The following is a 26,980-nucleotide window of genomic DNA, read 5'->3' on the forward strand; positions in this document are numbered from 1 at the left end:
GTCCGGGCAATGGGTCCTTCATGAGAGTCCGGGGTCAGCGGATGAGAGTACGGTTCACGGCGGCCGCCCGGGTGTTGGCCTCAGGGTCGGGCCCGCTCGGCCAGCCAGCTGGCGATCCCGTCCAGCACCGCCGGGTCCACGTGCCCGGGCCGCGCGTACTCGGCCGGCGAGGCCGGGCCGCTGCCGGGGAAGAACAGGTGGTTGGCGTCGGGGTGGACCCGGATCGCCACCCCGGGCCGGTCGGCCAGTGCGGCCTGCCAGCGCGTCAGGTCGTCGGCGACGGTCACCTGGTAGTCGCGCCCGCCCTGGAGGATCAGCATCGGGCAGGTCAGCCCGGCCGCCGTCGCCACCGGGTCGTAGTCGCGCAGGTCGAGCCAGCAGGCGGCGGACCAGCCGAACGGCAGCAGCTCGGACGGGGTGGCGGGGGTGAGCTCGGGACTCGCGACCAGCTCGGCCTGCCGGGTCAGCGCCGCCACCGCCGCGTCCGCACTCGCCCCCGGGGCGAGCGCCGCGAGGTGGCGGGCCACCCGGACGGCCGCCTCGTGCATCGGCTGGGCGTCGGCGGCCAGCAGCACCAGGCCCGCGATCGACGGGTCGGCCGCGGCGATCCGGGGCGCGACCTTGCCGCCCATGCTGTGGCCGAGCAGGTGGACCCGGTCGGCCGCGACCTCGGGCAGCCGGCGAAGCAGTTCGACGGCGGCGAGGGCGGGCGGCAGGTACTCGTCGGTCATGGTGAAGCCGGCCGGCAGCCGGCCCGGGTGCGCGAAGCTCGGCTTGTCGAAGCGCAGCACGGCGACTTGGCGGGTCGCGAGGCCCCAGGCGAGGTCCTTGAGCGGCTTGTTGGCGCCGCTCGTCTCGTCCCGGTCGAACGCGCCGCCGCCGGCCAGCAGCACCGTCGCCGGCCACGGTCCGGCGCCGACGGGCAGGGTCAGCGTGCCGGGTACGGCGAGCGGGCCCGTCCCGAGCACGACCTCGCGCTCGGTGAACCGGGTCGGGTCGGCGTACGGCGGCGCCTGCCACGCGCTCTCCTGCGCCGCGGCGAGGCGCAGGCCGTGCAGCAGGCCGTCGGCGCCGACCGAGGTGACGACGGCGAAGCCGCCGTCCGCGCAGGCGACCGGGATGCGGAAGCGGAGCAGGTCGTCCGTTGCCGGCCCGCCCGCTTCCGGTTCCCCGATCGTGCGGGTCCCGCCCCGGCCCGCGGCCTCGGCGCCCCAGGCGAGCCGCAGCGAGTCCGAGGAGATCGCGGCGCGCAGCGGCGGCGCGAACAGCTCGACGGCTCCGGTGAAGTCCTCCGCCCCGAGCAGCGCGGCGAACCGCCGCGCGACCTCCAGTGCCTTACCCCCATCGATTCTCATATCTGAGAACGGTAGCAGCTGTGAGAACATTCGGCCATGGACACCCTGGAACTCCTCGCCCACCCCATCCGGCTGCGGATCGTCCACGCGATGGGCGGCGGCCGACTGCTGACCACCGCTCAGCTCTGCGCCCGGATCCCGGAGGCATCCAAGGCCACCGTCTACCGGCACATCGACCTGCTGCTCGCCGGCGGGATCCTGGAGGTGGCCGAGGAACGGAAGGTCCGCGGCGCGGTGGAACGCCACTTCCGGCTGCGCCAGGACCGGGCCGCGATCGGCCCCGAGGCGCTCCGCTCACTCACCGCCGACGACCACCGGCAGGCCTTCGCGACCGCGATGACCGCCCTGCTCGCCGAGTTCAACGCCTACCTCGACCGTGACGGCGCCGACCCGCTCGCCGACCGGGTCGGCTACCGCCAGCACGCCCTCTGGCTCAGCCCTGCGGAACTGGACGAGCTGATCGGCGAGCTGCGCGCCGCCATCGTGCCGAGGCTGGCCCACCGGCCGAGCCCCGAGCGGGCGCAGTACCTGCTGAGCCCGATCCACTTCCCGCTGGAGGCCCGCGAGCAGGGCGACGGGCAGGACGGCGGGCAGGACGGCGGGCAGGGTGACGGGCAGGACAGTGGGCAGGACGGCGGGCAGCCGTAGGTGGTGACGGGGTACCGCCGAACGGCCCCGCGCCGGTGCCGCCTCCCGTGGCTCTGGCGCCGCGTCGCCTAGCGTTCTCGCACACCCGCGACCCCAGGAGTAGGTACCCCATGCCCCGTGCCGTCCGTCTCGCCGTGTCCGTCGTCGTCGCCGTCACCGCCGTCACCGCGACCCTCGCGAGCTCCCCGTCCGTCGCCGCAGAGGCCCCACGGGAGGGCGGGCACGACGCCGTGTTCGTCCAGACCGACAACCCCGCCGGCAACCAGGTCGTCGCCTACCACCGCGGCGAGGACGGGCAGCTGACCCAGCGGGAGGTGTACGACACCGGCGGCCAGGGCGGGAAGCTCGACGGCTCGATGGTCGACCACCTGGCCTCGCAGGGCTCGCTGACCTACGACCCGGAGCACGCCCTGCTGTACGCCGCGAACGCCGGCAGCAACACGGTCACCGTGTTCGCGGTGGACGGCGACCGCCTGACCCGCCGTCAGGTCGTCGACTCCGGCGGCTGCTTCCCGGTGAGCGTGGCCGTGCGCGGCGACAGCGTCTTCGTCCTGAACGCCCTCGACGGCGGCTCCGTCCAGGGCTTCACCGTCCACGACGGCCGCCTGGACGCCCGCCCCGACCGGCACCGCGACCTCGGCCTGGACCCGAACGCCACGCCCCAGTTCACCAACACCCCCGGCCAGGTCGGCTTCACCGGCGACGGCCGCCAGCTGGTGGTGACCACCAAGGCCAACGGCAACAACCTCGACGTCTTCGACCTCGCCCCCGACGGCACCCCCGCCGCCACGCCCACGGTCACCAACCTGCCCGGCGCCGTCCCGTTCGCCTTCGTCCCCAACGGCCCGCGCGGCCTCTTCCTCACCGAGGCCGGCCCGAACGCCCTCGCCACCCTCCACGTCCACCACGACGGCACCGCCACCCAGCAGGCCCTCGCCGCCACCAACCAGAGCGCCACCTGCTGGGTCACCCGGATCGGCGACCTCCTCTACGTCTCCAACGCCGGCAGCTCCACCGTCACCACCATCCGCGCCACCGACGACGGCCACACCCTCACCCCCCTCGGCAACACGCCCACCGACCCCGGAACGGTCGACACCGCCGCCACCCACGACGGCCACTACCTGTACGTGCAGACGGGCGGGAACGGCATCGTGGACGAGTTCGCGGTGCAGGGCGATGGCTCGCTGACCGCGCTGGGCTCGGTGACGGTCCCCGACGCGGCCGGGGGCGAGGGCATCGTCGCGTTCTGAGGCTGGGGTGGAGTCCCCGGGCCGGCTGGGTGGCGGGCCGGGGACTGTTGCCCGGGTTTGGGTTCGGCGCCGGCTACAGGGCGATCGGCCGGTAGCGGAGGGCTTCTTCGACGAGCTGCTCGGCTGAGGCGTCCCGAAGTGCGGTTGGGGGATGGAAGATCAGGTCGCTGACCCTCGGATGCGGCACATTGGCAGCGAGCAGCCGCAGGTAGTAGTCGTTCTCCGGGTCTCCGGCGAGGAGCCTCCGGACGATTTCGACGAGCTCGCCGACGGTGACGCCCGAGATCCCGGGGGGCGAGCCCGTCGGGCGGCTTGCAATGCGAACTCGGCAAGGTCACGGCCACCTACGTACTCGATGACGTCCTCGACCGCTTCATCCGCGTTTTCGGATCCGGAGAACACCAGGTCGGCGATCTGTACGGTCTCACCGCAGAGGTTGTCCAGGCGCTGCTGGCTCACCGACGGGGCAGCAGTTCCGCTCTCAGGCCCACGACTCGAACCATGCCGTCGGTTTCCGGCGTCGCGGAGGCTGCCGCCGGAGGGACCAACCCCGTGGGTGCGGCGAGCAGCGAATTGAGGTCGATCGTCCAGACCCGGGACCAGGGATCAACCCCGCGGGTGCGGGGAGTAGATCGAGGTGCCCAAGGGCAACGGAAAGACCCCGGGACCAACCCCGCGAGGGCGGGGGCAGCCGCCACCAAGGACCAGGAGCGCGACTGCGAGGGGATCAACCCCGCACAGGTGCGGGGAGCAGACCCGCGTCCGGTACAGGTCCGACTGCTGGTCGGGATCAACCCCGCTGGTGCGGGGAGCAGGGCAAGCCTTTGGGCAAGCTGGCGTGAGGAGGGGGATCAACCCCGCGGGTGCGGGGAGCAGCTCACGACCCACCGCCCCGGCCGCGCCGCGGTGGGATCAACCCCGCGGGTGCGGGGAGCAGAGGATGCTGAGGTAGACGATCCCGACCAGGAACGGACCAACCCCGCGGGTGCGGGGAGCAGCCGCCTGCTGCCGCCAGGGGGTTGCCGGCCGGGGGACCAACCCCGCGGGTGCGGGGAGCAGTCGGGTGCCGAACCGCCTGGAAAACCACGGGAGGGACCAACCCCGCGGGTGCGGGGAGCAGAGCACGTGCCGCGCCTCGTCACTCACGGAGATGGGACCAACCCCGCGGGTGCGGGGAGCAGAATTCCGGCCTCACATGCCTCCAGGTCAGCGAGGGACCAACCCCGCGGGTGCGGGGAGCAGGTCACCCCGAAGCAGGACGCCTGGGACAAGCAGGGACCAACCCCGCGGGTGCGGGGAGCAGGTTGTGAACGTCGGATTGCTGTTCATCGGGTCGGGACCAACCCCGCGGGTGCGGGGAGCAGAGTTGTTGACCTGGTGGTCTGTCAGGTGAACGGCGCTCTGGGGAGTACTTCCATTGATTTGGTCATCTCTGTCGAAACCACGTCATATCCTCCCAAGCCACGCTGCCTGGATGCAATGGTGCAAGCCCTTGCAAGGTGGTTCGGTCGGCGGGGCGGCGGATCAAGGTTATGCCGTCGTGGTTGACACGGGGTCACTTGTGCCGACTTGAGGCGTAGTTAGTTCCGGCGGCTCCACGCAGTCGGATTCCTGGTTGACGAGTATTTCTCCAAGGAGAGTCCCACCACGGCAGCGCCAGTCAGCAGCCACTTGCCGCTACCGGCCAGAGCGCCTCCTGCCGGGTCACCCGGGTCTGCGACCTGCTCTACGTCCCTCACGCCGGCAACTCCACCCTCACCACCATCCGCGCCACCGACGATGGCCACACTCTGACCCCGTCGACACCATGCCCACTGACCCCGGCACCGTCGACACCGCTGCCACGTCACGACGGGCACTATCGGCACGTGCGGACGCGCGTCAACGGCGTCGTCGACGAGTTCGCCGTGCGCTGGAATGGTTCGCCGACCGCCCTGGGGTAGGCGACCGTGCCTGACGTCGCCGGCGGCGAGGGCATCGTCGGGTTCTGAGCTGAGGCGGTACCACGTTGGTGTCGCGGAGGTTCCCGGGCCGGCCAGCCCGGGAACTCGGTCCGCCGGAACTGCCACCCGGGTGGGGGGCTTACCCGGTCGAGGCCCTGCGCCGGTTACAGGGCGATCGGCCGGTATCCGAGGGCCTCTTCGACGATCTGCTCGGCCGAGGCGTCCCGAAGTGCGGTTGGGGGATGGAAGATCAGGTCGCTGACCCTCGGATGCGGCACATTGGCAGTGAGCAGCCGCAGGTAGTAGTCGCCCTCCGGGTCTCCGGCTAGGACCCTCCGGACGATTTCGACGAGCTCGTCGACGGTGACATCCGCGATCCGGGGGCGCGCCGGTCGTGCAGCCTGCAACGCGAACTCGGCAAGGTCCTGATTGCCGTGGTACTCGGCGAAGTCGAGGGCGCTGTAGTCGTGGCCCGTCGTCGCGTTGAAGTCCTTGATCGCCTCAGTTGCGTTCGCGGATCCGGAGAGCACCAGGTTGCCGATCCGTACGATCTCAGCGCGGAGCTCGTCCAGGCGCTGCTGGCTCACCGACGGGGGCAGCAGTTCCGCTCTCAGGTCCACGGCTCGAATTATGCCGCCGGCCTCTGACGCACCGGTATGGCCTGCCAAGCGCTGCTGGCTCTCGCTGCCACGGCGTGCAGGACACGGGACGGGAGCAGGACGCCATCCGCCAGGGCGTGGTTCAGCAACGGCCGCTGATAGCGGAGGACCCCGCCGCCGCCAACTGTCGGCGCGGTTCCCGCGCCCGCCATTACACAATCCGCGCGGACTTCGGCGGCCAGGGACCAACCCCGCAGGTGCGGGGAGCAGTGCTCGATCTCGTCCAGCCGCTCCGGTGTGGCGGGATCAACCCCTGAGGCCTCGCCATCGGAAGGCGCTGCCTAACGAACCGGTGTCCGGCGCGTCTACCGCGCGCCGGACACCGGTCGAGCCTTCCCTGAATCGAACACCTATCGGGTGCGCTCCATGATGAACCCACGGCCGGCGACGGTCTCGCCATCCGGGCTCATGCTCAACGTCGGCGCGTCCGGATCCTCATACTGCCGCCGCCATGCGGTGACCAGGGCGCCCTGACGCTGCTCCGGCTCGGCGACCCCGGAGCCCGGGACTGGTGGCGCACGGGCCGGGCCGCCGCGGCTCAGGCCGAGGACCGGCCTGTCCTCGCCTGGATCTATGCTCAGGAGTCCTACCAGCTGTACTACGGCGGCGACTTTGCGGGTGCACTCGAACTCGCAGTACGGGCCCAGCAACTGGCTGGTGGCCTGCCGTGCGTCGCTGACGCCCTCGCCGCCCCGTTGGAGGCCCGGGTGTATGCCCGAGCCGGCCGCCGAGACGAGACAGCCGATGCACTGCTCCGCGCCGAAGAAGCCCTCGGCCGGCTGGCCCCGGAGGACCAGCAGCAGTCCGCGCTCGGCTACGACGCCGCCCAGCTTGCGTTCCATAGCGGGAGTGCCTGGACACTGCTCCACGACACCGGCCGGGCCTGGGAGCAACACCAGCGTGCCCTGGAGCTGTACCCGGTCGAGCAGCGCCTGGACCGCGCCCTGGTCCACCTCGACCGAGCCGAGTGCCTGACCTACGACGGTCGTCTGTCCGACGGCGCGGGCCTGGCCGTCGAGACGATCGAGGCCGTGCCGATCGAGCACCGATCCGCCCTGCTGCTCTACCGCGCCCGCGATCTTGCGGATAGCGTGCCGAGGACCGACCGACGCTTGCCGGAGGTGCGGGTGCTGCATGACCTGCTGGCGCTACCCTCCGCTGACTGAGAGGCAGCCCGATGGGACTCGACATCGTGTACGCAACCAGCGCTGACGCCGAAGTGATCGCAATGATCCTCGGCGAGGTGGAGGAGTACTACGGCGGGGAGAACGTCGCGCCGCCTGTCGCCGACGTCGACCGCGCGCTGTTCGGCGACTGGCCGGCGGCGCGGGTCCTGCTGGCCCGTGACGGCGACCAGGTCGTCGGGCTTGCTGCTGTCAGCCGACTGTGGCCGGCGGCCGGGGCGGATATCAGCCTCTATCTGAAGGAGCTGTACGTCCGGCAGAACGCGCGGCGGCGCGGCGTTGCCCGAGCCCTGATGTCCGCCGTACATGACGAAGCGCGTGCGGTCGGCGCCGCAAGGGTCGAGTGGACGGCCGACCGGGACAACCCGCCCGCGCTGGAGCTGTACGAGGCGCTCGGCGTGGAGCCGCACCAGGGGAAGGTCTTCTACCGGTCGGTCCTCTGACCCCGAAGCCCCGCCCACTTGTGACTGGGCGGGGTAGTTGTCACCAGGCGGGCTCTGCGGCCTGCGGCACCGCAGCGGTCTCGGCGGGCCAGGGGGCAGTGGCGGGCCCTCGGCCTACGGCCGCCCCGGCTCTGGTCGGAGGGCACCTGCGCCTCCAACTCCTCCCGGACTTGGGCACGAACGCCAAGCGCATGGGGTGGTACTTCGAGTCGACCTTCCCGCCCCGAACACGGCATGGGCTGCTTGCCGGAGCCGGGCGGCGCCGCCATGTCGGGCGCCTTGTTGGGGGTGGTCGGGATCAACCCCGCGGGTGCGGGGAGCAGGCGATCACCTTGCGGTTGGCGTACAGGGCGCCGGGATCAACCCCGCTGATACAGGGAGCAGTTGCCCGTGCGGTACGGGATGCGGGCGCCCTTGGGACCAACCCCGCGGGTGCGGGGAGCAGTGGACCGGCCGGGCGGTGCCGTGACGGTGGCCCGGGATCAACCCCGCGGGTGCGGGGAGTAGACGGCCGCCGAGGAGGTCGCCGCCCGCGAGCGGGGATCAACTCCGCGGGTGCGGGGAGCAGCGGCGGGACAGCTCCTCGGGGGTGCCGATCTCGGGATCAACTCCGCGGGTGCGGGGAGCAGACCCCGAGCACGATGATCACGATCCCGGTCTCGGGATCAACTCCGCGGGTGCGGGGAGCAGCGGTCGTAGCGCTTGTAGCGGCCGAAGGGCACGGGATCAACTCCGCGGGTGCGGGGAGCAGAGTTGCTGACCTGGTGGTTTGTCAGGCGAGCGGCGCTCTGGAGGGTACTGTCATTGATTTGGTCACCTCTGTCGAAATCACGTCATATCCTCCCAAATCACGCTGCCTGGACGCGATGGTTCAAGCCCTCGCAGAGTGGTTCGGTCGGCGGGGTGGTGGATCAAGGTTAGACCCTCCATGGTTGACGCGGGGCCACTTGTGTTGGCATGAGGCGTAGTTATTGCTGGCGGCTCCGCGCCGTCGGGCTTCCTGCTTGGCGAGGTTGTCTGCGAGGGGAGCCGACGGATACTCGCGGCCGCGATTGAAGCAAAAGTCAACCAGTGTGTGACTGAGTGGGCTTCCGAGGTCGGCGGATGCGGCCGGCGCCGGGCGGTCCGCGGTGGCCGCCATCGGCCCTCGGGCGAGGTGCGTGCTCTTTTGGCGAATGGCTGCCGCATCGATGACCGGGCTGGCGACCGCAGGCGGCTTTCGTCGAAGCTCCTCGCTCCGTGGCGCCCGAAGGTGCCGCCGCTGCTCCGTCTGTACGGACCGTCGTTCGTGATGTCGGCCCGCTTCGGGCTCGGCGAGTCCGCCGGTCCGTGCTGGTGCGCTCAGGGGCTAATCCCGTCGGACCGCCAGACGATGCCCGACGTGTGCCCCGGTGAGCGAGACCGTGATCTCATGCGCAAGGATCATGCTCCCTGCCCACCACGTTCGAGGAAGCCTCGTGATCGTCCGTCTGAAGCCACTGAGTCCCGATCTGATCAAGCACATGGTCGCCCTGGCAGGCACCGAATGGGACCAAGCCGGTGTAGGGGTGTTTCTTCAGGAACGTGGATGGGAGGAGTCTGCCTGGCAGGGCGTCGACACGGACTCCGGCCACCAACTCGTGGCGGCGGACCCTGACTGGACGCACGGCCGCCAGTCCCGTTTCTTTCTGCCCTTCTGTGTTGTCGATGCCAGCGAGTACGCGGACCTGGGACCGCTTGGCGACGAGTGCGAGCTGGAGGACTGGGAAGTCGTGGAGGACGACTTCGATGACGTCTGGCATCAGGCATGCGCAATGGTGACTGACGAGCTCGGAGTTGCCGACGCCACCGTCTCGGCCGAAGGGTGTCCCTGGCGGATGGCTGCCTGGCAGGTCGGGACCGCTGCCCTGGTCGTGGGTCAGAGCGAGGAGTTCACCTCTTATGGCGAACTGGACATGGTCGCAGTCTGGCTCGTTACTCACCCGACCGACTCCGACTGGCCGGACGCGTCCACCTTCTACGGCTGGCTGCTGGGCGAGGGCTGAAGCACCTGCCGTCTGCCGTCGCTGCCGACCGGCGGAGGTTGCAAGTCGTGCTGGGCAGCGCGCGGCTGTGGAGGACAGAGGACGGAAGAGGGCTGCTGTCCTCCAGGGCGTGGTTCAGCAACGGCCGCCGACAACGGGGAACCCCGCCGCCCGCCGCCGTCGGCGCGGTTCCCGCGCCTGCCAGTTCACAATTCGCGCGGACTCTGGCGGCCGGGGATCAACCCCGCGGGTGCGGGGAGCAGTGGATGGCGATGGCCATCTGCTGGAGTGCGTCGGGACCAACCCCGCGGGTGCGGGGAGCAGTACGTCGGGACAGTCGACTCAGGGGCAGTGTGCCCCGCGGAGACGCCCGTTGGAGAGGCTCGATCGCCCCCGCCCGCCGGCCGCCACTGCCGCACGCCTGCCGCGTTCCGGAGCGGGAGGTTGGCGGCCCCGAGACTCAACCAGTGATCAGCTCGCGGACCGCTTCGCTCACCTCGGGTAGTTCGCCGGGCAGGGCCCACTGGTGGGCGTCGTGCTCGGTGAGGACGACAGGTTCGGCCTTCTCGACCGTGACAGCGAAGGTGAACTGCCTGGTGGTGCCACCGCGACTGTTCGGGTAGTCGAAGTGCCCGGCATAGCTGTGCACGCTGTCGATGGTCAGGCCGGTCTCCTCGGCGGTCTCGCGGTAGAGGGCCTCCAGGATGCTCTCGCCCTCCTCCACCTTGCCGGACGGGATCTCCCACATCCCGCCCATGAAGTCCTCGGGCCTGCGCCGCACCAGGAGGATCCGGTCGACATCGGTGACGAGGGCGGCGGCCACGAGGCCGGTGATGCCGTCCCGTTGGGCGTCGCTGACAAGGCGGGTCAGGAACTCGGCGGAGGTAACGGTCACAGTAGCTCCTTGTGATGCTCGCTCACCTTGACGGCCGCGCGAATGTACCGCTCGGCCAGCGCGAGATCCTGCTCACGATGCCAGGCCGGGAGCTTGATCGTGTGCTGGTAGGCGTGCTCGGCAACCGGGAAGGCGCCGGGCTGGTACTTGCGATGATGGTGTGGACGCCCCGGGAACAGCAGGTCGGGGTGCTGGTAGAGCGGCAGTTCGTGGAGGGGGCGGGTGGATCCGGGCCGGTCGAACTCCACTGCTCCCTCGGCGAGCAGAGCCTGGTGGAACCGCTCGATGGGCAAGCCGCCCAGCTTGTTCGGCCGGTACGTGAGGGTCAATCCGTACCAGGAGGGGACCACCCCATCGGGTACCGGCGTGACGTCCAGGCCGGGTACCAGGCTGAACCGCTCGGTGAGGTGACGGGCGATCTCCGCCCGGGTTGCGTCCAAGGAAGTGGTGTACGGGTTCCACCCGATCCGGGGGTTTCGTCCCGGTAGCGGGTGTCGCCTGAAAAGTTAAGACGGCCACCGGTTGATCCTTCGAGATGTCTGACGTCACGAAGAGGAGACCAACACGATGACCGCACCTGACAGTCTGCCGTTCGCCGCCCTGCTGGAGGAGAACCTCGCTTCGGCGAGTCCGGACTTGTTGCGCGCGATGGTGAAGACCTTCGCCGAGGCGATGATGTCCGCCGATGTCGACCGGGCCTGCGGCGGCGAGTACGGCCGAGCGAGCGAAGAGCGTGTCAACTCCCGCAACGGATACCGCAATCGCGACTGGGACACCCGAGTGGGCACCGTCGACCTGGCGATCCCGCGCGTCCGCTCGGGCTCGTACTTCCCGAGCTGGCTGCTGGAGCGCCGGCGTCGCGCCGAGCAGGCACTGATCAGCGTGGTCGCCACCTGCTACCTGCTGGGCGTGTCGACCAGGCGGGTGGAGAAGCTGGCCGAAAGTCTGGGCGTCACCCAGCTGTCGAAGTCCCAAGTGTCGGAGATGGCAAAGCACTTGGACGAGCGGGTCGCCGAGTTCCGAAACCGCCCGCTCGACCAGGGCCCCTACACCTTCGTCTGGGTCGATGCCCTGACGCAGAAGGTCCGCGAGGGCGGCCGGGTCGTCAACGTCCACTGCCTCGTCGCGGTTGGCGTCAACAACGAGGGCCAGCGCGAGGTGCTCGGCCTGGACGTCGCCACCAGCGAGGACGGCGCCGGCTGGCTCGCGTTCCTGCGGTCCCTGGTTGCCCGCGGCCTGGGCGGAGTCAAGCTCGTCGTCAGCGATGCCCACGCCGGCCTGGTGGACGCCGTCGGTGCCACCCTGCCCGGGGCGTCCTGGCAGAGATGCCGGACCCATTACGCCCGAAACCTGCTCTCGCAGGTCCCGAAATCCGCCCAGCCCTGGGTCGCAACCCTGCTGCGGACCGTCTTCGAACAGCCCGACGCCGGCGCGGTCCGCCGGCAGATGGCCACCGTCATCGCCGCCCTCGACGAGCGATTCCCCAAAGCCGCAGAGCACTTGGAGCGAGCCCGCGAGGACCTGCTCGCGTTCGCGGTGTTCCCGCGAACGGTCTGGAAGTCCATCTGGTCGAACAACCCGCAAGAGCGCTTGAACAAGGAGATCCGGCGCCGCACCGACGTGGTCGGGATCTTCCCCGACCGCACCGCGATCATCCGCCTGGTCGGCGCCGTCCTGGCCGAGCAGAGCGACGAATGGGCCGAACAGCGGCGCTACATCGGCTCCGAGATCCTCGGCCGATGCCGCCTCCACCCGATCGAGGGACAAGACCCCGACGAGGCCCCCGCGACCGCACTCACCGCCTAATCTGAAACTGGATCACCGAGTGGCCGTCGATACACCACTCCAGCGGACGTGACCCTCCGCCCGCAGCTCCGTCGGCGAAACCGTGAGCTGGCGACAGACCTCGCGCTCGCCATCGCCCAGCTCCAGCAACTGGCGTTGACCAACGAACAGCTCCGCGCGGTTCTGGAAGCTGCTTCGAATGTCACGAACATCCAGACCGAGCAGAGGCTTATCTGACCTGAGGTCAGCTCCCTGTCGGCGTACACGGATAAGTGCTCTACCGCGTACTGCTGAACGTGCTCACCTGTCGGCTCCGGCAGGATTCCTCTCGCACTGTGTGGTGGATCGGTTGTGAGTGGTGTGGATCAGTATGGTGATCAGAGCTGCCAGGTCGAGGGCACCGTCCGGGTCGTCTGCGTAACGCGTTGTCTGCAGCGGTTCCACTTCGTCCAGGCGTATGCCTTCCCGGTCCAGGACGTGGGCGAGGACTAGCAGTGCCAGGCGGGCGTTGCCGTCCGAGTACGGGTGAAAGAAGGCGATGTCGAGGTACGCCCTGGCGGCGCGGGCCGGCAGGGGCAGCGACGGATCGGCGCTCTGGCGCAGGTACGCGGCGAAGTCCTGCCAGGTGTGCGGCGTGAGTCCATAGCGTTCCCGGCCGCCCTTTGCGTAGGCGTCGCTCCGGCGTAGGTGGACCTCCTCCACGCCGAGGACCAGCTTCTGCCAGTTGGCCAGGAGCGCCGGGGTGAGCGGTTCGCCGCAGGCGGCCGCGGCCCGGGATTCGGTCATCGCCGCGAGCAGGCGGTCGGCCCGGTCGGCGTTGCGGAGGCGGACCGGGCCGTTGAACCACGCGGCGAGTCCGTCCACGGCAGGATGCACCGGGGTCAGATCCACTTCGGCGGCCGAGGACCAGTCGACCTCCTGCCTGATGAGGCACCAGGTGGCCAGCGCGTCATCGCTCACGGTAGAACCCGCGGCCGGTCAGGCCGATCGCCAGGTCCTCGCCGACCGTGTCGACCAAGGTCGTTGCCGGGGCGACGTGGCTCTTGAAGCGGCCGCCGATGGCAGCCTCCACCGCCTTCCGGACCTCGTCCGGCCCCAGGCCGGTAGAGGTGAGGAACCAGGTCAGCGTTGTCCCGCAGAGCCGGTACCACCCCCCGTCGGCATGGGTGCTGTTGACGACCACGGTGACCAGGCGGGTCACGGCGCGTTCCAGGTGCCAACTGCGGTCCTCTGCGTTCGCGTTTGGAAGCGGTGCGAGCTGCTCGAAGCGCTCGGCGATGTCCTCCAGCCAGTCACGCCACTCAAGCAGGCAGGCCACGACGCGCTCGGCGGTCTCCTCTGCCCCTCCAACCGAGTCCGAGACGCAGCACCAAGTCTCAACGGGACCCCCGAAGTGGTTCGAATAGTCCCAGCCGCAGGCCCACCGGCCGTACCGGGACACCAACAGTGCGGTGACCTGGTCGGTGAAGCGCCAGCCCGCCATCCCGTCCGGATCAGCCGCGTGGTCGGCATCGGAGGGCACCATTGGGATGATCAGGGCCGTCAGCTGTGCCGCCTCGCTATCGTCCCAATCGAAGGCGTTCCGGTGGGGGTCTACGGCGGGCCACGGCAGGTCCCGGGCGAGTTGAATGGTCGTGGTGTGCCTCCGGAGTCGGACGTGACGAAACAACCGCCTGATCATGCCCACCGAGACGGGACCTGTCACCCCAATTAGTTGGCCGACCGAAGGCTGTCTACGGCCACCGGGCACCTTCACGTGTACCCGCCTGAGCACAGGCTCGCGTACGCCGACACTCCTGAGATGTGCTGGACGGGCACCCACGGTGAGGGCTCCCCAACGACAAGCAACCGCCCACGCTGCTCGGGTTCACCGACGCGGCGCTCGGTGCGCAACTGCTGCCGGCGGCTGGCGGAATGGTGCAATGCGACGCGGCGCGGCTGAGAGACATCCTGGAGAAGACCGGCGTTGCCGTGCTCGGAGTTCGCTCGGGAAACGGGCAGGCGATCTTTCGGGAGCAGGTACTGCGGGACTGGGCGACCTACGGGCCCGGGGCGGAGATGAAGCTGGGCTGGTCCACCGACCCAGTGGCGGTCGCCCTGCGCGACGCACTGGTTCGGCGGGTCCGCGAGTTCCCTGCTGTCCGCTCGGTGTGGGTGGCGCAGGTTCGGTGGCGGGCCAGCGGCGAGGAACACCTGATGCTGCACGTCGCCGTTGACGAGGACCTGCCTTCGGCCTCCGCCCACCGCCTGATGCAGATCCTGCTCCGCGAGGAGGTGAAGCTCGGCCAGGGACACCCGAAGGTCGGGATGCTCGCCCTGAACACCACCACCCACGCCGAATCCATCGCCGAGCTCGATCGACAGGGCCTGGACACCGTGCGCCACGACCCCGAGTCGGGCCGGGTCCAGGTGATCTCCCGCGAGTACGACGACCCGCCGACAGCCCCAGCGAAGGACGCCACGGCCTAGCCCCGGCCCAAGCACCGCTGGTTCGGCCGCTCCTGACAGGGCACCGCCAGGCGCTCTCCTGCGGATTTACCCGGTTCCAATATGAACGGCAGGCCACCGCGGGTTGCAAGAAGCATGACCAGGTGGTTCCAACAAGCGTGTCCCACAAGGTCGGAATCGCCAGGTCGGCACACCATCCTGGTTCCAACTGTCGCGTCCCGGCTCAGTGACGGCGCCGGATCGCGATAGGCGTCACCTGACCGCGACAACTCGTGGCCCCCTCTCAAACCAGCTGGAGGCCGCGAAATCCTCTCCATCGAAAGGCAGTTCGATATCTGTTCCCGCTGCGACGTGCGTGCCATGATGCTGCTGATGTGAATGCTGACACCTCGTCACTTCACCTCAGCGCACCCCTGATCAGCTCACAGCGAAAGGGCACCTCATGCGCGTTAGGCTCCTCCTTCCCCTTCTCACCGCAGCCGCCGCCGTCGCCTTCGGTGCGATCCCGGCCACGGCCGCGACCAGCACGGCGAGCGTCGTCGCAACCCCCGCCGCGGCGCCGCAGTGCACCTTCACTTACGTCAACGTCGGTTACTACCAGCAGACCTACACCACCGCCAACTGCACCGCGGATGCCGGACAGTCGTGGCAGCTGCGACTGGACTGCTGGCGACCGAAGACCCAGGAGTACACGTACGCCTTTGGTCCCAAGGTCACTGGTTCCGGCTCCTCCACCGCCTCCTGCGGTGTGCTCGTCAACCAGGTCTCGTACGGGATCCAACTCGACTAGGGTCGGCCCGGGCCGTTGACGAGGAGGCCTGGTCGGCCGCCGCAGCGGCCGCCGGGCCGCGTCGTCCTGGCCTTCGCCTCTCGCCTTGCAACGGCGCCTTGGCCCAACTCCTGCGCGGGAGGCGGAGGCTACCCGCCACCGGCCGTTCCCGGCACCCGGCCTCGCGCTGGGAACGGCTGGCCGGAGTGCCCGCCCGGGTGCGTCGGCACACCAGGGCCCGGGCGCCGGCCAGAAGGACGTCGGGCCGGGCTGCTTCGACATCTGCGTTACGAGCTTCGACGCTGAGGCAGAGGGCAGCCGATCGCACGGCCGGTGTCGGAGGCCGTCGACGAGGTGCTCTTGGCAGGCTTCGCTCGTGGCGAGCCAGCGGCCATCAGCTGAGCGTTTGGCTCATCCTCCGCGATCACAAGGGGCGGAGGGCTGCCAACTACCGCTGCCAACACGCACAGCGACCTGCAACGACCGCGACGCCGCCCGCCATCTATCGCGTCCAGTTACAGGAGGACTCGCTTGGACCAATCGTGCGGGTGCGGGGAGCAGGAGGCTGCGACCAGCTGAGGTTCCGTCAGGTGGGGATCAACCCCGCGGGTGCGGGGAGCAGCGGCGCCAGCCGATCCGAAAGCGGTCGGTGGCGGGATCAACCCCACGGGGGCGGGGAGCAGAAGCCGTGCTCATCGGCGGACAGCCGGTGGTAGGGATCAACCCCGCAGGTGCGGGGAGCAGTTGAACTGCCAGACCCGCAGGCCAGAGGTGTTGGGATCAACCCCGCGGGTGCGGGGAGCAGCAGGCCCGGGGCCACCCCAGCGTCGGCGAGCCGGGATCAACTCCGCGGGTGCCGGGAGCAGTGCGGGCTGCCGCCGGCACCGCTTGCGGGGGTGGGATCAACCCCGCGGGTGCGGGGAGCAGGCGAGGACCGGCTGTACGGCCAGCTCAACTCGGGGATCAACCCCGCGGGTGCGGGGAGCAGTCCCCCTCCTGAAGTGCCTGCCACCCCGCGGAGGGATCAACCCCGCGGGTGCGGGGAGCAGTCCTTCAGGTGGTCGCGCATCGCGTTGTGCATGGGATCAACCCCGCGGGTGCGGGGAGCAGGTGGTGGGTGGGTGGTGGTGCTGGCGGTCGGTGGGATCAACCCCGCGGGTGCGGGGAGCAGCAGGCCCGGGGCCACCCCAGCGTCGGCGAGCCGGGATCAACTCCGCGGGTGCCGGGAGCAGTGCGGGCTGCCGCCGGCACCGCTTGCGGGGGTGGGATCAACCCCGCGGGTGCGGGGAGCAGGCGAGGACCGGCTGTACGGCCAGCTCAACTCGGGGATCAACCCCGCGGGTGCGGGGAGCAGTCCTTCAGGTGGTCGCGCATCGCGTTGTGCATGGGATCAACCCCGCGGGTGCGGGGAGCAGGTGGTGGGTGGGTGGTGGTGCTGGCGGTCGGTGGGATCAACCCCGCGGGTGCGGGGAGCAGGAGGAGGACCAGGCCGACGAGCAGCCCGAGCCGGGATCAACCCCGCGGGTGCGGGGAGCAGTCCTTCAGGTGGTCGCGCATCGCGTTGTGCATGGGATCAACCCCGCGGGTGCGGGGAGCAGGTGGTGGGTGGGTGGTGGTGCTGGCGGTCGGTGGGATCAACCCCGCGGGTGCGGGGAGCAGGAGGAGGACCAGGCCGACGAGCAGCCCGAGCCGGGATCAACCCCGCGGGTGCGGGGAGCAGAGGACAGCACCGCCCACGGGTGGCCGCTGGACGGGATCAACCCCGCGGGTGCGGGGAGCAGGGGACCTCGCCCCAGGACACGCCGGTCTGGGCGGGATCAACCCCGCGGGTGCGGGGAGCAGACGCCGGGGTGGTGACGACCCCGCCGTACGTGGGGATCAACCCCGCGGGTGCGGGGAGCAGCGGATCGTCGCCCACACGGAGGACATGCCGCTGGGATCAACCCCGCGGGTGCGGGGAGCAGTGAAGGCAGCGTGGGTCGGCTGGGTGCCATGGGGGATCAACCCCGCGGGTGCGGGGAGCAGGTGGTGCGGGAACGCGGGCAGCCGCCCGGCGGGGGATCAACCCCGCGGGTGCGGGGAGCAGTTCCCGGGCCTGCGCGTGACCCGCCACCGCCTGGGATCAACCCCGCGGGTGCGGGGAGCAGTTCAGCACGTCGAAGTTCGAGCCGGCCCAGAAGGGATCAACCCCGCGGGTGCGGGGAGCAGTCTCGGCCAGCGGATCGGCGTCCAGGGCGGCCGGGATCAACCCCGCGGGTGCGGGGAGCAGTCATGCCGCCGCCTCCAGTCCTCGGTCGAGCAGGGATCAACCCCGCGGGTGCGGGGAGCAGGAGGTCTCCCCGCTGCGCCGCGCCGCGGTCTGGGGATCAACCCCGCGGGTGCGGGGAGCAGCTTGCTCATGAGCAAGCCGCCAGAAGGGGCTGGGGATCAACCCCGCGGGTGCGGGGAGCAGGCCATGCTCAAACTCCCTTGAGGTCAGAGCCCGGGATCAACCCCGCGGGTGCGGGGAGCAGACGGCGAGACCTACGTAGACGTAGGCGCGAAGGGGATCAACCCCGCGGGTGCGGGGAGCAGTTGAGTCGGTAGCGGCCCGGCTGGTTCTCCGGGGGATCAACCCCGCGGGTGCGGGGAGCAGGCGCGTGCTGCAGGCGGAGGCCGGCTGCGCGGGGGATCAACCCCGCGGGTGCGGGGAGCAGCCGACCACCGCGACCGTGATGCTGAACACGCAGGGATCAACCCCGCGGGTGCGGGGAGCAGGAGATGAGCGAGGTGCCGATGCCGAGCGCGATGGGATCAACCCCGCGGGTGCGGGGAGCAGGTACATGGAGGAGCGAACACCATGGGCATACGGGGATCAACCCCGCGGGTGCGGGGAGCAGGCCGGCGTGCCCCGCTACCTCTTTGACCGCCCGGGATCAACCCCGCGGGTGCGGGGAGCAGCACTTCACCGCGCTGGTGCTGTCGCTGCTGCTGGGATCAACCCCGCGGGTGCGGGGAGCAGGTGGTCGAAGTCATGGGCGGCGCCGTCGCCCTGGGATCAACCCCGCGGGTGCGGGGAGCAGCACCGGACTGTCCGTCAGCCGGGTGAGCTCGTCGGATCAACCCCGCGGGTGCGGGGAGCAGCGGCCCGGCCTCGACGTCGCGGCTGGCGGGAAGGGATCAACCCCGCGGGTGCGGGGAGCAGTCGTCGGCCGGATCAGCGGAGGCCGTTGAGATGGGATCAACCCCGCGGGTGCGGGGAGCAGTTCCTGGACCCCAGTGGCGACGGCGCCGGCCAGGGATCAACCCCGCGGGTGCGGGGAGCAGGGGGTCGGGAGACTCCGCAGACCGGCCCGCTGGGGATCAACCCCGCGGGTGCGGGGAGCAGTTCAGCACACCGTCCGCCTCCTCGATCCGGCGGGGATCAACCCCGCGGGTGCGGGGAGCAGCTGCGGCGATCCCGCAGAACACGCACCCCTTTGGGATCAACCCCGCGGGTGCGGGGAGCAGAGTTGCTGACCTGGTGGTTTGTCAGGCAAGCGGCGCGCGGGAGAGTACTTTCATTGATTCGGTCACCGCTGGCGAAAGCACGTCATATTCTCCCAAATCGCACTGCTTGGATGCAATGGTCCAAGCCCACGCGGAGTGGCTCGGTCGGCGCGGATCAAGGTTAGGCCTTCATAGTTGACGTGGGGCCACTTGTGCTGGCATGAGGCGTAGTTATTGACGGCGGCTTCACGCAGTCGGGCTGGCTGGTCGGCTGGGTTGTCTGCGGATGCTCGCCGCCGTGGTTGAAGCGAATGCCAACCTTCCGGGGTTGACGAATGCGGACGGCGCCGGGTGGTCCGTGATGGCCGCCATCGGCCGCGGGGTGAGGTGCTCGCTCCTCTGGTGGACGGTCCCGAAGGTGCCGTCGGCGTTTGCCGGGGCCGTGCCGGTGCGCCCGCGGGGTAGGGCTGTCAGCCCGTTCACCCGTCCAGTGGGGTGCCCCGGGGGCTTTGGGGTCGTTTGCGTGTCGGAAGCCGATGGGCACGTTCCGGCGGCATGTGCCTGGGGCAGCCGGTGTGAGGAGGGAGAAGTATGAACCGGTCCCGGTTGACCGAGGAGTTCGAGGTGGGGTCCTTCGGGAGCGGTGGGGAGCTGGCGGTGTTGTCGGGGTTCGTTCATCCGGTGCGCGGGCCGGTGGTGTGTCCGGCGGCCCGGCTGGTGGCGGGGTGGCTCGGCCGGCGAGGGGTGGCCTGTCGGGTTGTCGAGGGCGGGAGCCTGCCCGCAGGCCGGGGCGGGCGACTGCATGCCACGACCTACCTGGACCTGGACGGGTCCGTGACGGGGATCGCGGTGGTCGCCCCGACGGCTCCAGCGAGTCTGGCGGCGGCGGAGGCCGTCCGGGTCTGGTCGGCCACGTTGCGGACCAGGCGGGTGATCGTCTGCGCGGCCGAGCCGGACTGCGGGAACGGTGCGGGGTTCCCGGCGCAGCGGCCGGAGCGGTTCCGGGGCTCCGCGCAGTGCGCAGGGGCGGCGGCGACCGCGGCGACGGTCCGTCAGTACCTGGAGCGCGGGGACACGGTCCTCGCGCTCGGTGCGGAGGGGGGTTGGGAAGGGTGCGTGCCGGTGGTCGACGTCAGCGGTGCTCGGGCGCTCCAGGTCGGTGACCCGGAGCGGCTGTCGTTCGTCCAGCGTCCCTGCGCGCCGGTCGAGGAGGTGGCCGGGATCCTCGCCGTGCTGCGGGCGCGGTTCCCGATGCTGCGCGGGCAGCATCCGGACCAGTGGTGTTACCGCTCCTCCGACCGGGGGCGCGGGATCCGCGCGGTGGTGGAGTCCAGCGACCTGGTGCTGGCCTCCGAGGGCGATCTCCCCGGGCCCCGGTCCGTGACGTTCGGCGGCCTGGAATCGCTGACGCCCGAGCTGCTCGCACCGGTGGCCACTCTAGGCGTGATCGCACCGCTGCGGGTCGGCGCGGCGGGCGGCGACGCGACGGACGCCGTGATCGACGTGGTGGGCGGGCTCGGGCCGCTGAGCGTGGTGCACCACCGGTCGGTCACCAGCGTCCGGTCCGACGTCCACGCCCGGGCCTCGCGCGGTTCGTAGGGTCAGCGCGGGCGCAGGGCCGCGGCGCGCTGGAGCAGGTGGTCGGCGGCGGGCCTGCGGCGGTGCGGGAGGAGCAGGCGGGAGAGTCGGGTGCGGGCGGTGTGGGCGCGGCGGGAGGTCAGCAGGGGGTAGGCGTCGAGGAACTCGTGCCAGGTGGTGCAGGCTGCTTCGAGGTGCCCGGCGGTGAGTTGGCGTTCGGCCAGTTTGCCGAGCAGGATCGCGCGCGAGCGCTGCTCGCCGCGGGGGCGGCGGGCGACGGAGGCCTTCAGGTGGGTGATCGCCCCGGTGAGGTCGCCGAGTTCGGCCTGGACGAGGGCGCTCTGGTGGTCCCAGGAGGCGCGGTGGTAGTCGCCGATCGCGGGTGGCGGACCGGTGACCCGGGTGAGCAGCTCGCGTGCCTCGCTCAAGTGCCTCAGCGCCGCCGTCCGTTCGCCGGCGGTGGCCTCGGAGAGCGCCAACTGGCCCAGTACGGCGGCGCGCAGCCTCGGTGAGGAGGCCAGGCGGCAGTCGGCGGCGGCGCGGGCGAGGCGCAGGCTCCGGTCGGGGCGGCCGAGTTCGTAGGCCTGCGCGGCCATGGCCCGCAGCGCCATCGCCTGGGTGGCGGTGTCGCCGGCCTGGCGGGCCAGCTCAAGGGCGCGTCGGTAGTACTGGTCGGCCAGGCCGTTGAGCTCGTCGTCGAGGTGCATGAACGCGCACAGGTAGCAGAGGCGGGCGGCGTCGCGCAGGACCGCCGAGGGGTGCGCGGGCACCGCGAGCATGGGGGCGACCGTGGTTGCCAGGAAGGCGGCGAGCGCGGTCCGGGCCCGGCCGCCGCCGTGGGCGCGGTCGACCGAGGAGAAGACGGGGAGCAGCAGCGCGAGCACGTCCTGCCGAACGGCGGGCCCGCCCGCGCCCACCAGGCCGGTCGGCGCCACCGGTTCGGCGGGCCCCGGCACCAAGGCGGCGGGCTGGTAGGCGAGGAGGCTGCCGTGGCGGTCGGGGGCGACGGACGCCTCGGCGAGGCGGACCAGCAGCGTGCCGGAGTCCGTCGCCGGCGGCAGGGCCGGCCGCGGGCCGTCGAAGCCGGCGTCGGTGAGCGCGATCGGTCGCCGCAGCCGGCGGCTCAGCGCGACGCAGACGAGGTCGGCGGCGGGGCTGCGCGGGAGCGTCCCGGTGAGCCACTGGTGCACGGAGGCGCGCCGGTAGGCCAGCCGCCACCCGGATTCGGCGCCGATCCGGTTGACGGCGCCGGCCAGTTGCTCCCCGGTCCACTGGGCCTCCGCGAGCAGTGCGCGCAGCTGGACGTTGGGCACGCGGTGACTGACCATGTGTCAACTCCCTGGCAGGATCCCGGCACCGGGGGCATGGCGGCGCGGTCCGGTCGCTGGGCGTGCGGTAGCCGCGGCCAGGGCTCGCCCGGCGGGGCCGCGCCGGACCAAGCATGACGCGCCGGGGGCGCCAATACATGCGGTTCCGCCGAAACTTGACGCACCGGAACTCTTGACGGGCCAGGGCTTGCGGCAGCCGTGCGCGGCCTGCCGCCGGTTCCATCATCGAGGGTGTCAGGGCGCTTCGTCCGAGTGCGCGCCCCAGGGCAGAGGCAGGATCCACGATGTCCGACCCGTACGGTCCGACGACGCCGAGCAAGGTCGTCCACTTGTTCCCCGGGCAGGGGGACTTCAGTCTGAGCCCGCTGGTCCGGCTGCTCCCCGACGCGGGCACGCTGGCGCGTTCGGTCGCGGAGGTCTTCGAGGAGGCCGACAGCGTCGCCGCCGAGTTCGACGTGGTGCCGATCGGCCCCAGACTCCTCGGCGCCCGCCCGCCGAGCGCCGGAGGGCTGGCGGCCGAGGCGCCCGGAACCGTGCAACTCGCGCTGTTCGGTGTGTCGTTGGCGGTGCACCGGGCGCTGGAGGCGGACGGCTGCCGGGCGGACCGGCTGCTCGCGGTCAGCTTCGGCGAGATCCCCGCGCTGACGGCCGCCGGGTGCTGCTCGGTCGCCGACGGGGCCCGACTGGCTTGCCGGCTCGGGCAGTTGCTGACCGGCCACGGGGGCGGCATGACCCTGCTGGCGGCGGGGCTGTCCGCGACCCGGCGACTGCTCGACGTGGGCGGCGCGGGCGCGGCGTCGGTCGTGGTGGCGTGCGTCAACCACGAGGCGGAGACGGTGGTTTCGGGGCCGCTGGACGGGCTGGCCGTGGTCGAGCGACTCGCGGCGCGTGCCGGCGTCGAGGCGCGGCGGCTGCGGCTGCCGTTCATGAGCCACCACCCGGAGCTCGCCCGGGAGGCCGGTGCGTTCGCGCACTACGCCCGGCGGCTGCGGCTGACCGCGCCGAGCCGACCGGTCCACTCGGTGGTGGCCGGCCGGGCCTACCGGCCGCAGGACGACCTGCCGAGAGCGCTGTCGGCCTGCCTGGTCCGGTCGTTCAGCCTGCCGGCGGTGCTCGGCGCGGCGCTGTCCGGCGCCGGCCCGGTGGTCGAGGCGGGGACCGGCGGCTCGCTGGCGAACAGCGTGCGCGTGATCGATCCGGGTCGGCGCGCGTCCGCGCCGGTCGCGGAGGGACGGTGGCCCGGGGCGACCGCCGACCGTACGCCCCCGCCTGCCTGCGCGCCGCGCGCCGGCGGTCCGCCGAAGCGCGGCCCGGCCGCCGGCCCGGGGCCCGGCCGCAAGCGGTTCCCGGCAACGACGGTGACGGGGAGGCGGGCATGAGCACCGGACGGCGCACCGCCGACCGGACCAGCAACACCGACCCGGTCGACGTCCTGGCCCGCCTCGCGGGAGCGCTCCCGGTCAACCGCGCGCTGGAGTGCGGGCGGCTGCTCGGCGAGGACCCGTTCGCCGCGCGGTCCGCCGCCCTGCGCACGGACACCGGGCAGCACCGGCGGCTGGCCCGGCTGGCCGCCGTGCTGCCGCCGGCGGCCGAGGTGGTCGCCGACCCGCCGCTGCTGGCCGCGCTCGGCGAGGCCACCGCGCTGGCCGATCCGGCGCTCTACCAGACCTTCCTCTCCCACTACATCCTGTGCGTGGGGTCGCTCGTCCTGCTGGACGGCAGCTCCGCCGACCCGGACGGGGCCCTCGCCCACGCGCGCACCAAGGGCTCGTTCATGGTCACCGAGATCGGTGACGCGGGCAGCCACCTCGGGATCCGCACCGAGGCCCGGTACGACCCCGCGCGGCGCGAGTTCGTGCTGCACACCCCGGACCGCCGAGCGGCCAAGTTCTCCTCCGTCGCGGCGACCGGGTTGCCGCAGGCGGCCGTGGTCTGCGCGCGGCTGATCACGGGCGGCCAGGACGGGGGAGTCTTCTCCTTCCTCGTCGACATCACCGGGCCCGACGGGCGACCCGTGCCGGGCGTGAGCATCTCGGCTCCCGTGCCGGTGGACGCGCTGCCGCTGCCCTACGGCCTCGTCAGCTTCCACGGCGTCAGGCTCCGCCACGAGCGGTGGCTTGCGGACGGGGCGCGGATCGACGCGGCCGGCACCCTGCACGATCCGCAGCCGGACCCCGACGCCCGGCTCCGACGGACCCTCGGCTGCGGCCAGGCGCTCTGGGCCACCCTGCCGTCGGCCATGGCAGGCCTGGCGGGCCGCAGCGCGGTGCTGGCCTGGCGGTTCAGCGCGGGCCGCCGTTCCCACGGCCGGCTGGCGCCGGGGCGGCCCGTGCTGGAGTACCGCACCCAGCAGCACGCCGTCCTCGGCGCGCTGGCCGCCGCGTTCGCGCTGCGCCACGGCGCGCGCTCGGCGCTCGCGGCGTGGGCGGAGCTGCGCGCCGCCGCGCCGCCCACCGCCCCGGGGGCGGCGATGACCTTCTCGCCCTGGGCGGCGGTCGACCGTTCGCTCGCCCTGCACAAGGCGCAGAGCACCCGGGCGGTCGCCGAAATCGTCGACTCGCTGCAACACCGGTGCGGCGTCGCCGGGTTCTTCGACCGCAACCGGCTGGCCGGCTACCTCGGTCTCGCCCGCGCCTTCGACAGCGCGGGCGGTGACAACAGCCTCATCCTGCTCGACGCCGGACGTGCGCTCGCCCAGGAGCGGGCCGACTCGGGCCCTCGGGCGGCCGAACCGCGCGTCGGTGTCGAAGACCCGACCGACCCCGGGTGGTGGCCGCTGGTGGTCGCCGCGCTGCAGGACCGCCTGGCCGACGACCTGGGAGCCGCCCTGGTCGCCCGGGCGGACGCCGGACACCGCGAACTCGACCTGTGGAACCCGCTGTTGGAGGACGCCCTGGAGCTGGGCGGGGTGCAGGCCGGCCGGCTGGCGGCCGACGCCGTCGCGGCCGGGCTGGGCGCGGGCGACCAGGGCTGGACCGTGCCCGGGGCGGCCGACCTCGCCGCGCTGGAGGGCCTGCGCCAGGCCCGGAGCCTGGCCGGCCCGCTGCTCGCGACCGGGGTGCTCACCCCGGCGACGGTGCGCGCCCTCCCGGCCGCCATGGACGCCCTCTGCGACCGGCTGGGCCCGCTCCTGCCGGAGATCGCGGCGGCCCTCGACCCCGCCCCACGGCTCGCCCGCACCGGCCTCGACGAGCCGGGCGACCTCGACGAGCCGGGCGACCTGGACGGGCCACGCGGCATAGACGGGCCAGGCGGCATCGAACCCCCGGTGAGTGCGCTACCGGGCACCCAGCGGTGGAACGGGAGCAAGCAGTGAACCGGAAGAGGAGCACCATGATCGGCGTCATCGGCACGGGTACCTACCTGCCCGCCGAAATCCGCGACAACAGACAGGTCGGCGCGGCCGCCGGCGTCTCGGCCGAGTGGATCAGCGAGCGCACCGGTGTGATCCAGCGTCACGCGGCGGCGCCGGACGAGGCCGCCTCCGACCTGGCCGCGGCCGCCGTGCTCGCCGCCTGCGAGGACGCCGGCATCCCGCCCGGGCGGCTGGACCTGCTGGTGCTGGCGACCTCCACGCCCGACGAACTGGGCCCGGCGACGGCCTGCCGGGTCCAGGCACTGACCGGGGCCACCAGGGCCGTCGCGTTCGACGTCAGTGCGGCCTGCTCCGGCTGGCTCTTCGCGGCCAAGGTCGCCCACGGCTGGCTCGCCAGCACCCCGGGGGCCCGGTACGCGGCCGTGGTCGGCGTCGAGGCCTACTCGAAGTTCGTCGACCCGGCCCACCGGGGCACCGCCGTGCTGTTCGCCGACGGAGCCGCCGCCACCGTGCTCGGCCCCGTCCCGGAGCCCGCCGGGTTCCACGGCTTCCAGCTCGGCTCGGACGGCCGCGGCGCCCACCACGTGCTGATCCCCGCCGGCGGCAGCCGCATCCCGGCCGACGCCGAGAGCCTGCGGCGCGGACTGCACCACATCCACATGGACGGCCGGGCCGTGCGCGACTTCATCGTCGAGACCTTCCCCCTGCTGGTGGACCGCGCGCTCGCCGAACACGGCCTCGACCTCAAGGACATCGACGCCTTCATCACCCACCAGCCCAACCCGCTGCTGCTGCGCACCGTCGCGGCCGGTATCGGCATACCGGCCGACCGGCTGCACATCACCGGCGACCGCACCGGCAACATCGGCGCGGCCTCCGCCCCCTACGCGCTGGCCGACGCGGCCGCCCGGGGGCGGCTGGCCGACGGCGCCCGGGTGCTGGTCTGTGTCTTCGGCGCCGGCCTGACCTGGGGCAGCGCCCTGCTCACCTGGAGCGGTGCGCACTCCCTGACCACTGCCGCAGCACCTGACAGAGCCTCAGAACCGAACGGGAGGAACCCGCGATGACCGTGCTCGACCGCTTCCGCCTCGACGGCAGACGGGCCCTGGTGACCGGCGCCTCGCGCGGCATCGGCCAGGCCGTCGCCGTCGCGCTCGCCCAGGCCGGCGCCCGGCTCGCGCTCTCCGCGCGCACCGCGCCCGCGCTGAAGCCGACCGCCGACCTGGTGGGCCGGTACGGCGACACCCCGGCCCTGGTGCCGGGCGACCTCGCGGACACCGCGCAGGCCGTCCTCGTCGACCAGGCCGCCGACGCGCTGGGCGGCCTGGACATCGTGGTCCACTGCGCCGGCATCCTGCCCCTGAACCCCGACGGCAGCGCCCTGCTCGCCCCGCTCCAGCAGCTGCCCCAGCAGGCGTGGGACCAGGTGGTCGCCGTCAATCTCAACGCCACCGCCGCGATCTGCCGGCACGCCCACGCCCACCTCGCGCGGTCGGAGGCGGCCAGCCTGGTGCTGCTCTCCTCGGTGGCCGGGGTGGTGGGCGCGCCGCTGATGGAGGCGTACGCCGCCACCAAGGCCGCCCAGGTGTCGCTGGCCCGCAGCCTCGCGGTCGGCTGGGCCCGCACCGGGATCCGGGTCAACGCGCTGTGCCCCGGCTGGGTCCGCACCGACATGACGGCCGACGTCCAGGCCGTCCCCGCGCTCAGCGACTGGCTGCTGGCGCACGTGCCGATGGGGCGCTGGGCCGACCCGGAGGAGGTCGCGGCGGTGGCGCTCTTCCTGGCCTCGCCCGCCGCCGCCTTCCTCACCGGGCAGGCCGTGGTGCTGGACGGCGGCCTCTCGGTGCCCGACGGCGGCCTGGCCGGCATCCCCAAGCCGCCCTCCCCGCTCCCCGCGCCGTGACC

The 26,980-nt window shown here is 72.1% G+C and carries 21 protein-coding genes and 3 CRISPR repeat arrays; of the genes, 14 read left to right on the forward strand and 7 right to left on the reverse strand.

The window, feature by feature from the left end:
• Positions 1-80: 80 nt before the first annotated feature.
• Positions 81-1,355, reverse strand: a complete 1,275-nt coding sequence (locus tag FHX73_RS28000) for an alpha/beta hydrolase family protein (protein ID WP_145908686.1) — start codon at positions 1,353-1,355, stop codon at positions 81-83.
• Between the two features lie 36 nt (positions 1,356-1,391).
• Between FHX73_RS28000 and FHX73_RS28005 the strand changes: the two genes are divergently transcribed.
• On the forward strand, positions 1,392-2,003 hold the full coding sequence (locus FHX73_RS28005; protein ID WP_145908687.1) for a helix-turn-helix domain-containing protein: 612 nt from the start codon (positions 1,392-1,394) through the stop codon (positions 2,001-2,003).
• Between the two features lie 110 nt (positions 2,004-2,113).
• Positions 2,114-3,256 carry a lactonase family protein gene (locus FHX73_RS28010; RefSeq protein WP_145908688.1) on the forward strand — a complete coding sequence of 381 codons (1,143 nt, stop codon included), beginning with the start codon at positions 2,114-2,116 and terminating at the stop codon, positions 3,254-3,256.
• Positions 3,257-4,042: 786 nt separating this feature from the next.
• A CRISPR array of direct repeats spans positions 4,043-4,620; the repeat unit is 29 nt; unit sequence GGGATCAACCCCGCGGGTGCGGGGAGCAG.
• A gap of 743 nt (positions 4,621-5,363) precedes the next feature.
• Here FHX73_RS28010 and FHX73_RS28020 read toward each other — a convergent pair.
• Positions 5,364-5,819 (reverse strand): hypothetical protein, encoded by a 456-nt coding sequence (locus tag FHX73_RS28020; protein WP_246213919.1) that lies wholly within the window; start codon positions 5,817-5,819, stop codon positions 5,364-5,366.
• Positions 5,820-6,334: 515 nt separating this feature from the next.
• On the opposite strand from FHX73_RS28020, the gene FHX73_RS28025 reads away from it, so the two are divergent.
• The 3 genes from FHX73_RS28025 (at position 6,335) to FHX73_RS28035 (ending at position 9,509) form a co-directional block, all read left to right on the forward strand.
• A complete protein-coding gene (locus FHX73_RS28025; RefSeq protein ID WP_484140837.1) occupies positions 6,335-7,024 on the forward strand; it encodes an NsdA family TPR-like regulatory protein in 690 nt (229 codons plus the stop codon).
• An 11-nt stretch (positions 7,025-7,035) separates the two neighbouring features.
• Entirely contained in the window at positions 7,036-7,485 is a 450-nt protein-coding gene (locus FHX73_RS28030) for a GNAT family N-acetyltransferase (RefSeq protein WP_145908690.1), read from the forward strand.
• Between the two features lie 294 nt (positions 7,486-7,779).
• A CRISPR array of direct repeats spans positions 7,780-8,236; the repeat unit is 29 nt; unit sequence GGGATCAACTCCGCGGGTGCGGGGAGCAG.
• Between the two features lie 706 nt (positions 8,237-8,942).
• Positions 8,943-9,509: a hypothetical protein gene (locus FHX73_RS28035; RefSeq protein WP_145908691.1), complete on the forward strand. Its 567-nt coding sequence runs from the start codon at positions 8,943-8,945 to the stop codon at positions 9,507-9,509.
• Positions 9,510-9,948: 439 nt separating this feature from the next.
• Here the strand turns inward: FHX73_RS28035 and FHX73_RS28045 are convergent, their stop codons facing one another.
• Both FHX73_RS28045 and FHX73_RS28050 read right to left on the reverse strand, forming a co-directional pair.
• Complete coding sequence (locus tag FHX73_RS28045) at positions 9,949-10,383, reverse strand: NUDIX hydrolase (protein WP_246213920.1); 435 nt, start codon at positions 10,381-10,383, stop codon at positions 9,949-9,951.
• A complete protein-coding gene (locus FHX73_RS28050) occupies positions 10,380-10,823 on the reverse strand; it encodes an aspartate aminotransferase family protein (RefSeq protein ID WP_170305107.1) in 444 nt (147 codons plus the stop codon). The genes FHX73_RS28045 and FHX73_RS28050 overlap by 4 nt, the downstream gene beginning before the upstream one ends.
• A gap of 127 nt (positions 10,824-10,950) precedes the next feature.
• Between FHX73_RS28050 and FHX73_RS28055 the strand changes: the two genes are divergently transcribed.
• Together FHX73_RS28055 and FHX73_RS44970 are read left to right on the forward strand one after the other, a co-directional pair.
• On the forward strand, positions 10,951-12,189 hold the full coding sequence (locus FHX73_RS28055; protein WP_145908694.1) for an IS256 family transposase: 1,239 nt from the start codon (positions 10,951-10,953) through the stop codon (positions 12,187-12,189).
• Positions 12,190-12,237: 48 nt separating this feature from the next.
• Positions 12,238-12,405, forward strand: coding sequence for a hypothetical protein (locus tag FHX73_RS44970; protein WP_170305108.1), 168 nt, complete (start codon positions 12,238-12,240; stop codon positions 12,403-12,405).
• Positions 12,406-12,468: 63 nt separating this feature from the next.
• On the opposite strand, the gene FHX73_RS28060 is transcribed toward FHX73_RS44970, so the two are convergent.
• Both FHX73_RS28060 and FHX73_RS28065 read right to left on the reverse strand, forming a co-directional pair.
• On the reverse strand, positions 12,469-13,128 hold the full coding sequence (locus FHX73_RS28060; protein WP_211786355.1) for a Fic family protein: 660 nt from the start codon (positions 13,126-13,128) through the stop codon (positions 12,469-12,471).
• Positions 13,118-13,849 (reverse strand): hypothetical protein, encoded by a 732-nt coding sequence (locus tag FHX73_RS28065; RefSeq protein WP_246213975.1) that lies wholly within the window; start codon positions 13,847-13,849, stop codon positions 13,118-13,120. Before FHX73_RS28065 ends, FHX73_RS28060 begins: the two co-directional genes overlap by 11 nt.
• Before the next feature lie 377 nt (positions 13,850-14,226).
• On the opposite strand from FHX73_RS28065, the gene FHX73_RS28070 reads away from it, so the two are divergent.
• From FHX73_RS28070 to FHX73_RS28080, 3 genes are all read left to right on the forward strand, one after another.
• A complete protein-coding gene (locus FHX73_RS28070) occupies positions 14,227-14,637 on the forward strand; it encodes a cation diffusion facilitator family transporter (RefSeq protein WP_145908695.1) in 411 nt (136 codons plus the stop codon).
• Positions 14,638-15,058: 421 nt separating this feature from the next.
• Positions 15,059-15,406: a hypothetical protein gene (locus FHX73_RS28075; protein WP_145908696.1), complete on the forward strand. Its 348-nt coding sequence runs from the start codon at positions 15,059-15,061 to the stop codon at positions 15,404-15,406.
• Between the two features lie 511 nt (positions 15,407-15,917).
• Positions 15,918-18,874: a CRISPR direct-repeat array (repeat unit 29 nt; unit sequence GGGATCAACCCCGCGGGTGCGGGGAGCAG).
• A gap of 813 nt (positions 18,875-19,687) precedes the next feature.
• The gene (locus FHX73_RS28080; protein WP_246213921.1) at positions 19,688-20,452 is read left to right on the forward strand and encodes a hypothetical protein; all 765 of its coding nucleotides are present in this window, start codon (positions 19,688-19,690) and stop codon (positions 20,450-20,452) included.
• A 2-nt stretch (positions 20,453-20,454) separates the two neighbouring features.
• On the opposite strand, the gene FHX73_RS28085 is transcribed toward FHX73_RS28080, so the two are convergent.
• On the reverse strand, positions 20,455-21,759 hold the full coding sequence (locus FHX73_RS28085; RefSeq protein WP_145908698.1) for an NsdA family TPR-like regulatory protein: 1,305 nt from the start codon (positions 21,757-21,759) through the stop codon (positions 20,455-20,457).
• A 284-nt stretch (positions 21,760-22,043) separates the two neighbouring features.
• On the opposite strand from FHX73_RS28085, the gene FHX73_RS28090 reads away from it, so the two are divergent.
• Genes FHX73_RS28090 through FHX73_RS28105 form a run of 4 tightly spaced genes read left to right on the forward strand, consistent with a single transcriptional unit; the run spans position 22,044 to position 26,978 of the window.
• Positions 22,044-23,138 (forward strand): ACP S-malonyltransferase, encoded by a 1,095-nt coding sequence (locus tag FHX73_RS28090; protein WP_145908699.1) that lies wholly within the window; start codon positions 22,044-22,046, stop codon positions 23,136-23,138.
• Positions 23,135-25,075, forward strand: a complete 1,941-nt coding sequence (locus tag FHX73_RS28095; RefSeq protein ID WP_145908700.1) for an acyl-CoA dehydrogenase family protein — start codon at positions 23,135-23,137, stop codon at positions 25,073-25,075. The genes FHX73_RS28090 and FHX73_RS28095 overlap by 4 nt, the downstream gene beginning before the upstream one ends.
• A 17-nt stretch (positions 25,076-25,092) precedes the next feature.
• Positions 25,093-26,142 carry a 3-oxoacyl-ACP synthase III family protein gene (locus tag FHX73_RS28100; protein WP_145908701.1) on the forward strand — a complete coding sequence of 350 codons (1,050 nt, stop codon included), beginning with the start codon at positions 25,093-25,095 and terminating at the stop codon, positions 26,140-26,142.
• Positions 26,139-26,978 (forward strand): SDR family NAD(P)-dependent oxidoreductase, encoded by an 840-nt coding sequence (locus FHX73_RS28105; RefSeq protein ID WP_145908702.1) that lies wholly within the window; start codon positions 26,139-26,141, stop codon positions 26,976-26,978. Before FHX73_RS28100 ends, FHX73_RS28105 begins: the two co-directional genes overlap by 4 nt.
• The last annotated feature ends 2 nt before the right edge of the window (positions 26,979-26,980 follow it).

Source organism: Kitasatospora viridis, assembly GCF_007829815.1.
Lineage (GTDB): Bacteria > Actinomycetota > Actinomycetes > Streptomycetales > Streptomycetaceae > Kitasatospora > Kitasatospora viridis.

Excerpts from the sequence above, each read along its gene's own strand:
- FHX73_RS28005 (WP_145908687.1), top strand. The coding sequence starts at position 1,392 with ATGGACACCCTGGAACTCCTCGCCCACCCCATCCGGCTGCGGATCGTC.
- FHX73_RS28055 (WP_145908694.1), top strand. The coding sequence starts at position 10,951 with ATGACCGCACCTGACAGTCTGCCGTTCGCCGCCCTGCTGGAGGAGAAC.
- FHX73_RS28010 (WP_145908688.1), top strand. The coding sequence starts at position 2,114 with ATGCCCCGTGCCGTCCGTCTCGCCGTGTCCGTCGTCGTCGCCGTCACC.
- FHX73_RS28095 (WP_145908700.1), top strand. The coding sequence starts at position 23,135 with ATGAGCACCGGACGGCGCACCGCCGACCGGACCAGCAACACCGACCCG.
- FHX73_RS28070 (WP_145908695.1), top strand. The coding sequence starts at position 14,227 with ATGAAGCTGGGCTGGTCCACCGACCCAGTGGCGGTCGCCCTGCGCGAC.
- FHX73_RS28085 (WP_145908698.1), bottom strand. The coding sequence starts at position 21,759 with ATGGTCAGTCACCGCGTGCCCAACGTCCAGCTGCGCGCACTGCTCGCG.
- FHX73_RS28030 (WP_145908690.1), top strand. The coding sequence starts at position 7,036 with ATGGGACTCGACATCGTGTACGCAACCAGCGCTGACGCCGAAGTGATC.
- FHX73_RS28105 (WP_145908702.1), top strand. The coding sequence starts at position 26,139 with ATGACCGTGCTCGACCGCTTCCGCCTCGACGGCAGACGGGCCCTGGTG.
- FHX73_RS28065 (WP_246213975.1), bottom strand. The coding sequence starts at position 13,849 with ATGATCAGGCGGTTGTTTCGTCACGTCCGACTCCGGAGGCACACCACG.
- FHX73_RS28090 (WP_145908699.1), top strand. The coding sequence starts at position 22,044 with ATGTCCGACCCGTACGGTCCGACGACGCCGAGCAAGGTCGTCCACTTG.
- FHX73_RS28075 (WP_145908696.1), top strand. The coding sequence starts at position 15,059 with ATGCGCGTTAGGCTCCTCCTTCCCCTTCTCACCGCAGCCGCCGCCGTC.
- FHX73_RS28100 (WP_145908701.1), top strand. The coding sequence starts at position 25,093 with ATGATCGGCGTCATCGGCACGGGTACCTACCTGCCCGCCGAAATCCGC.
- FHX73_RS28000 (WP_145908686.1), bottom strand. The coding sequence starts at position 1,355 with ATGAGAATCGATGGGGGTAAGGCACTGGAGGTCGCGCGGCGGTTCGCC.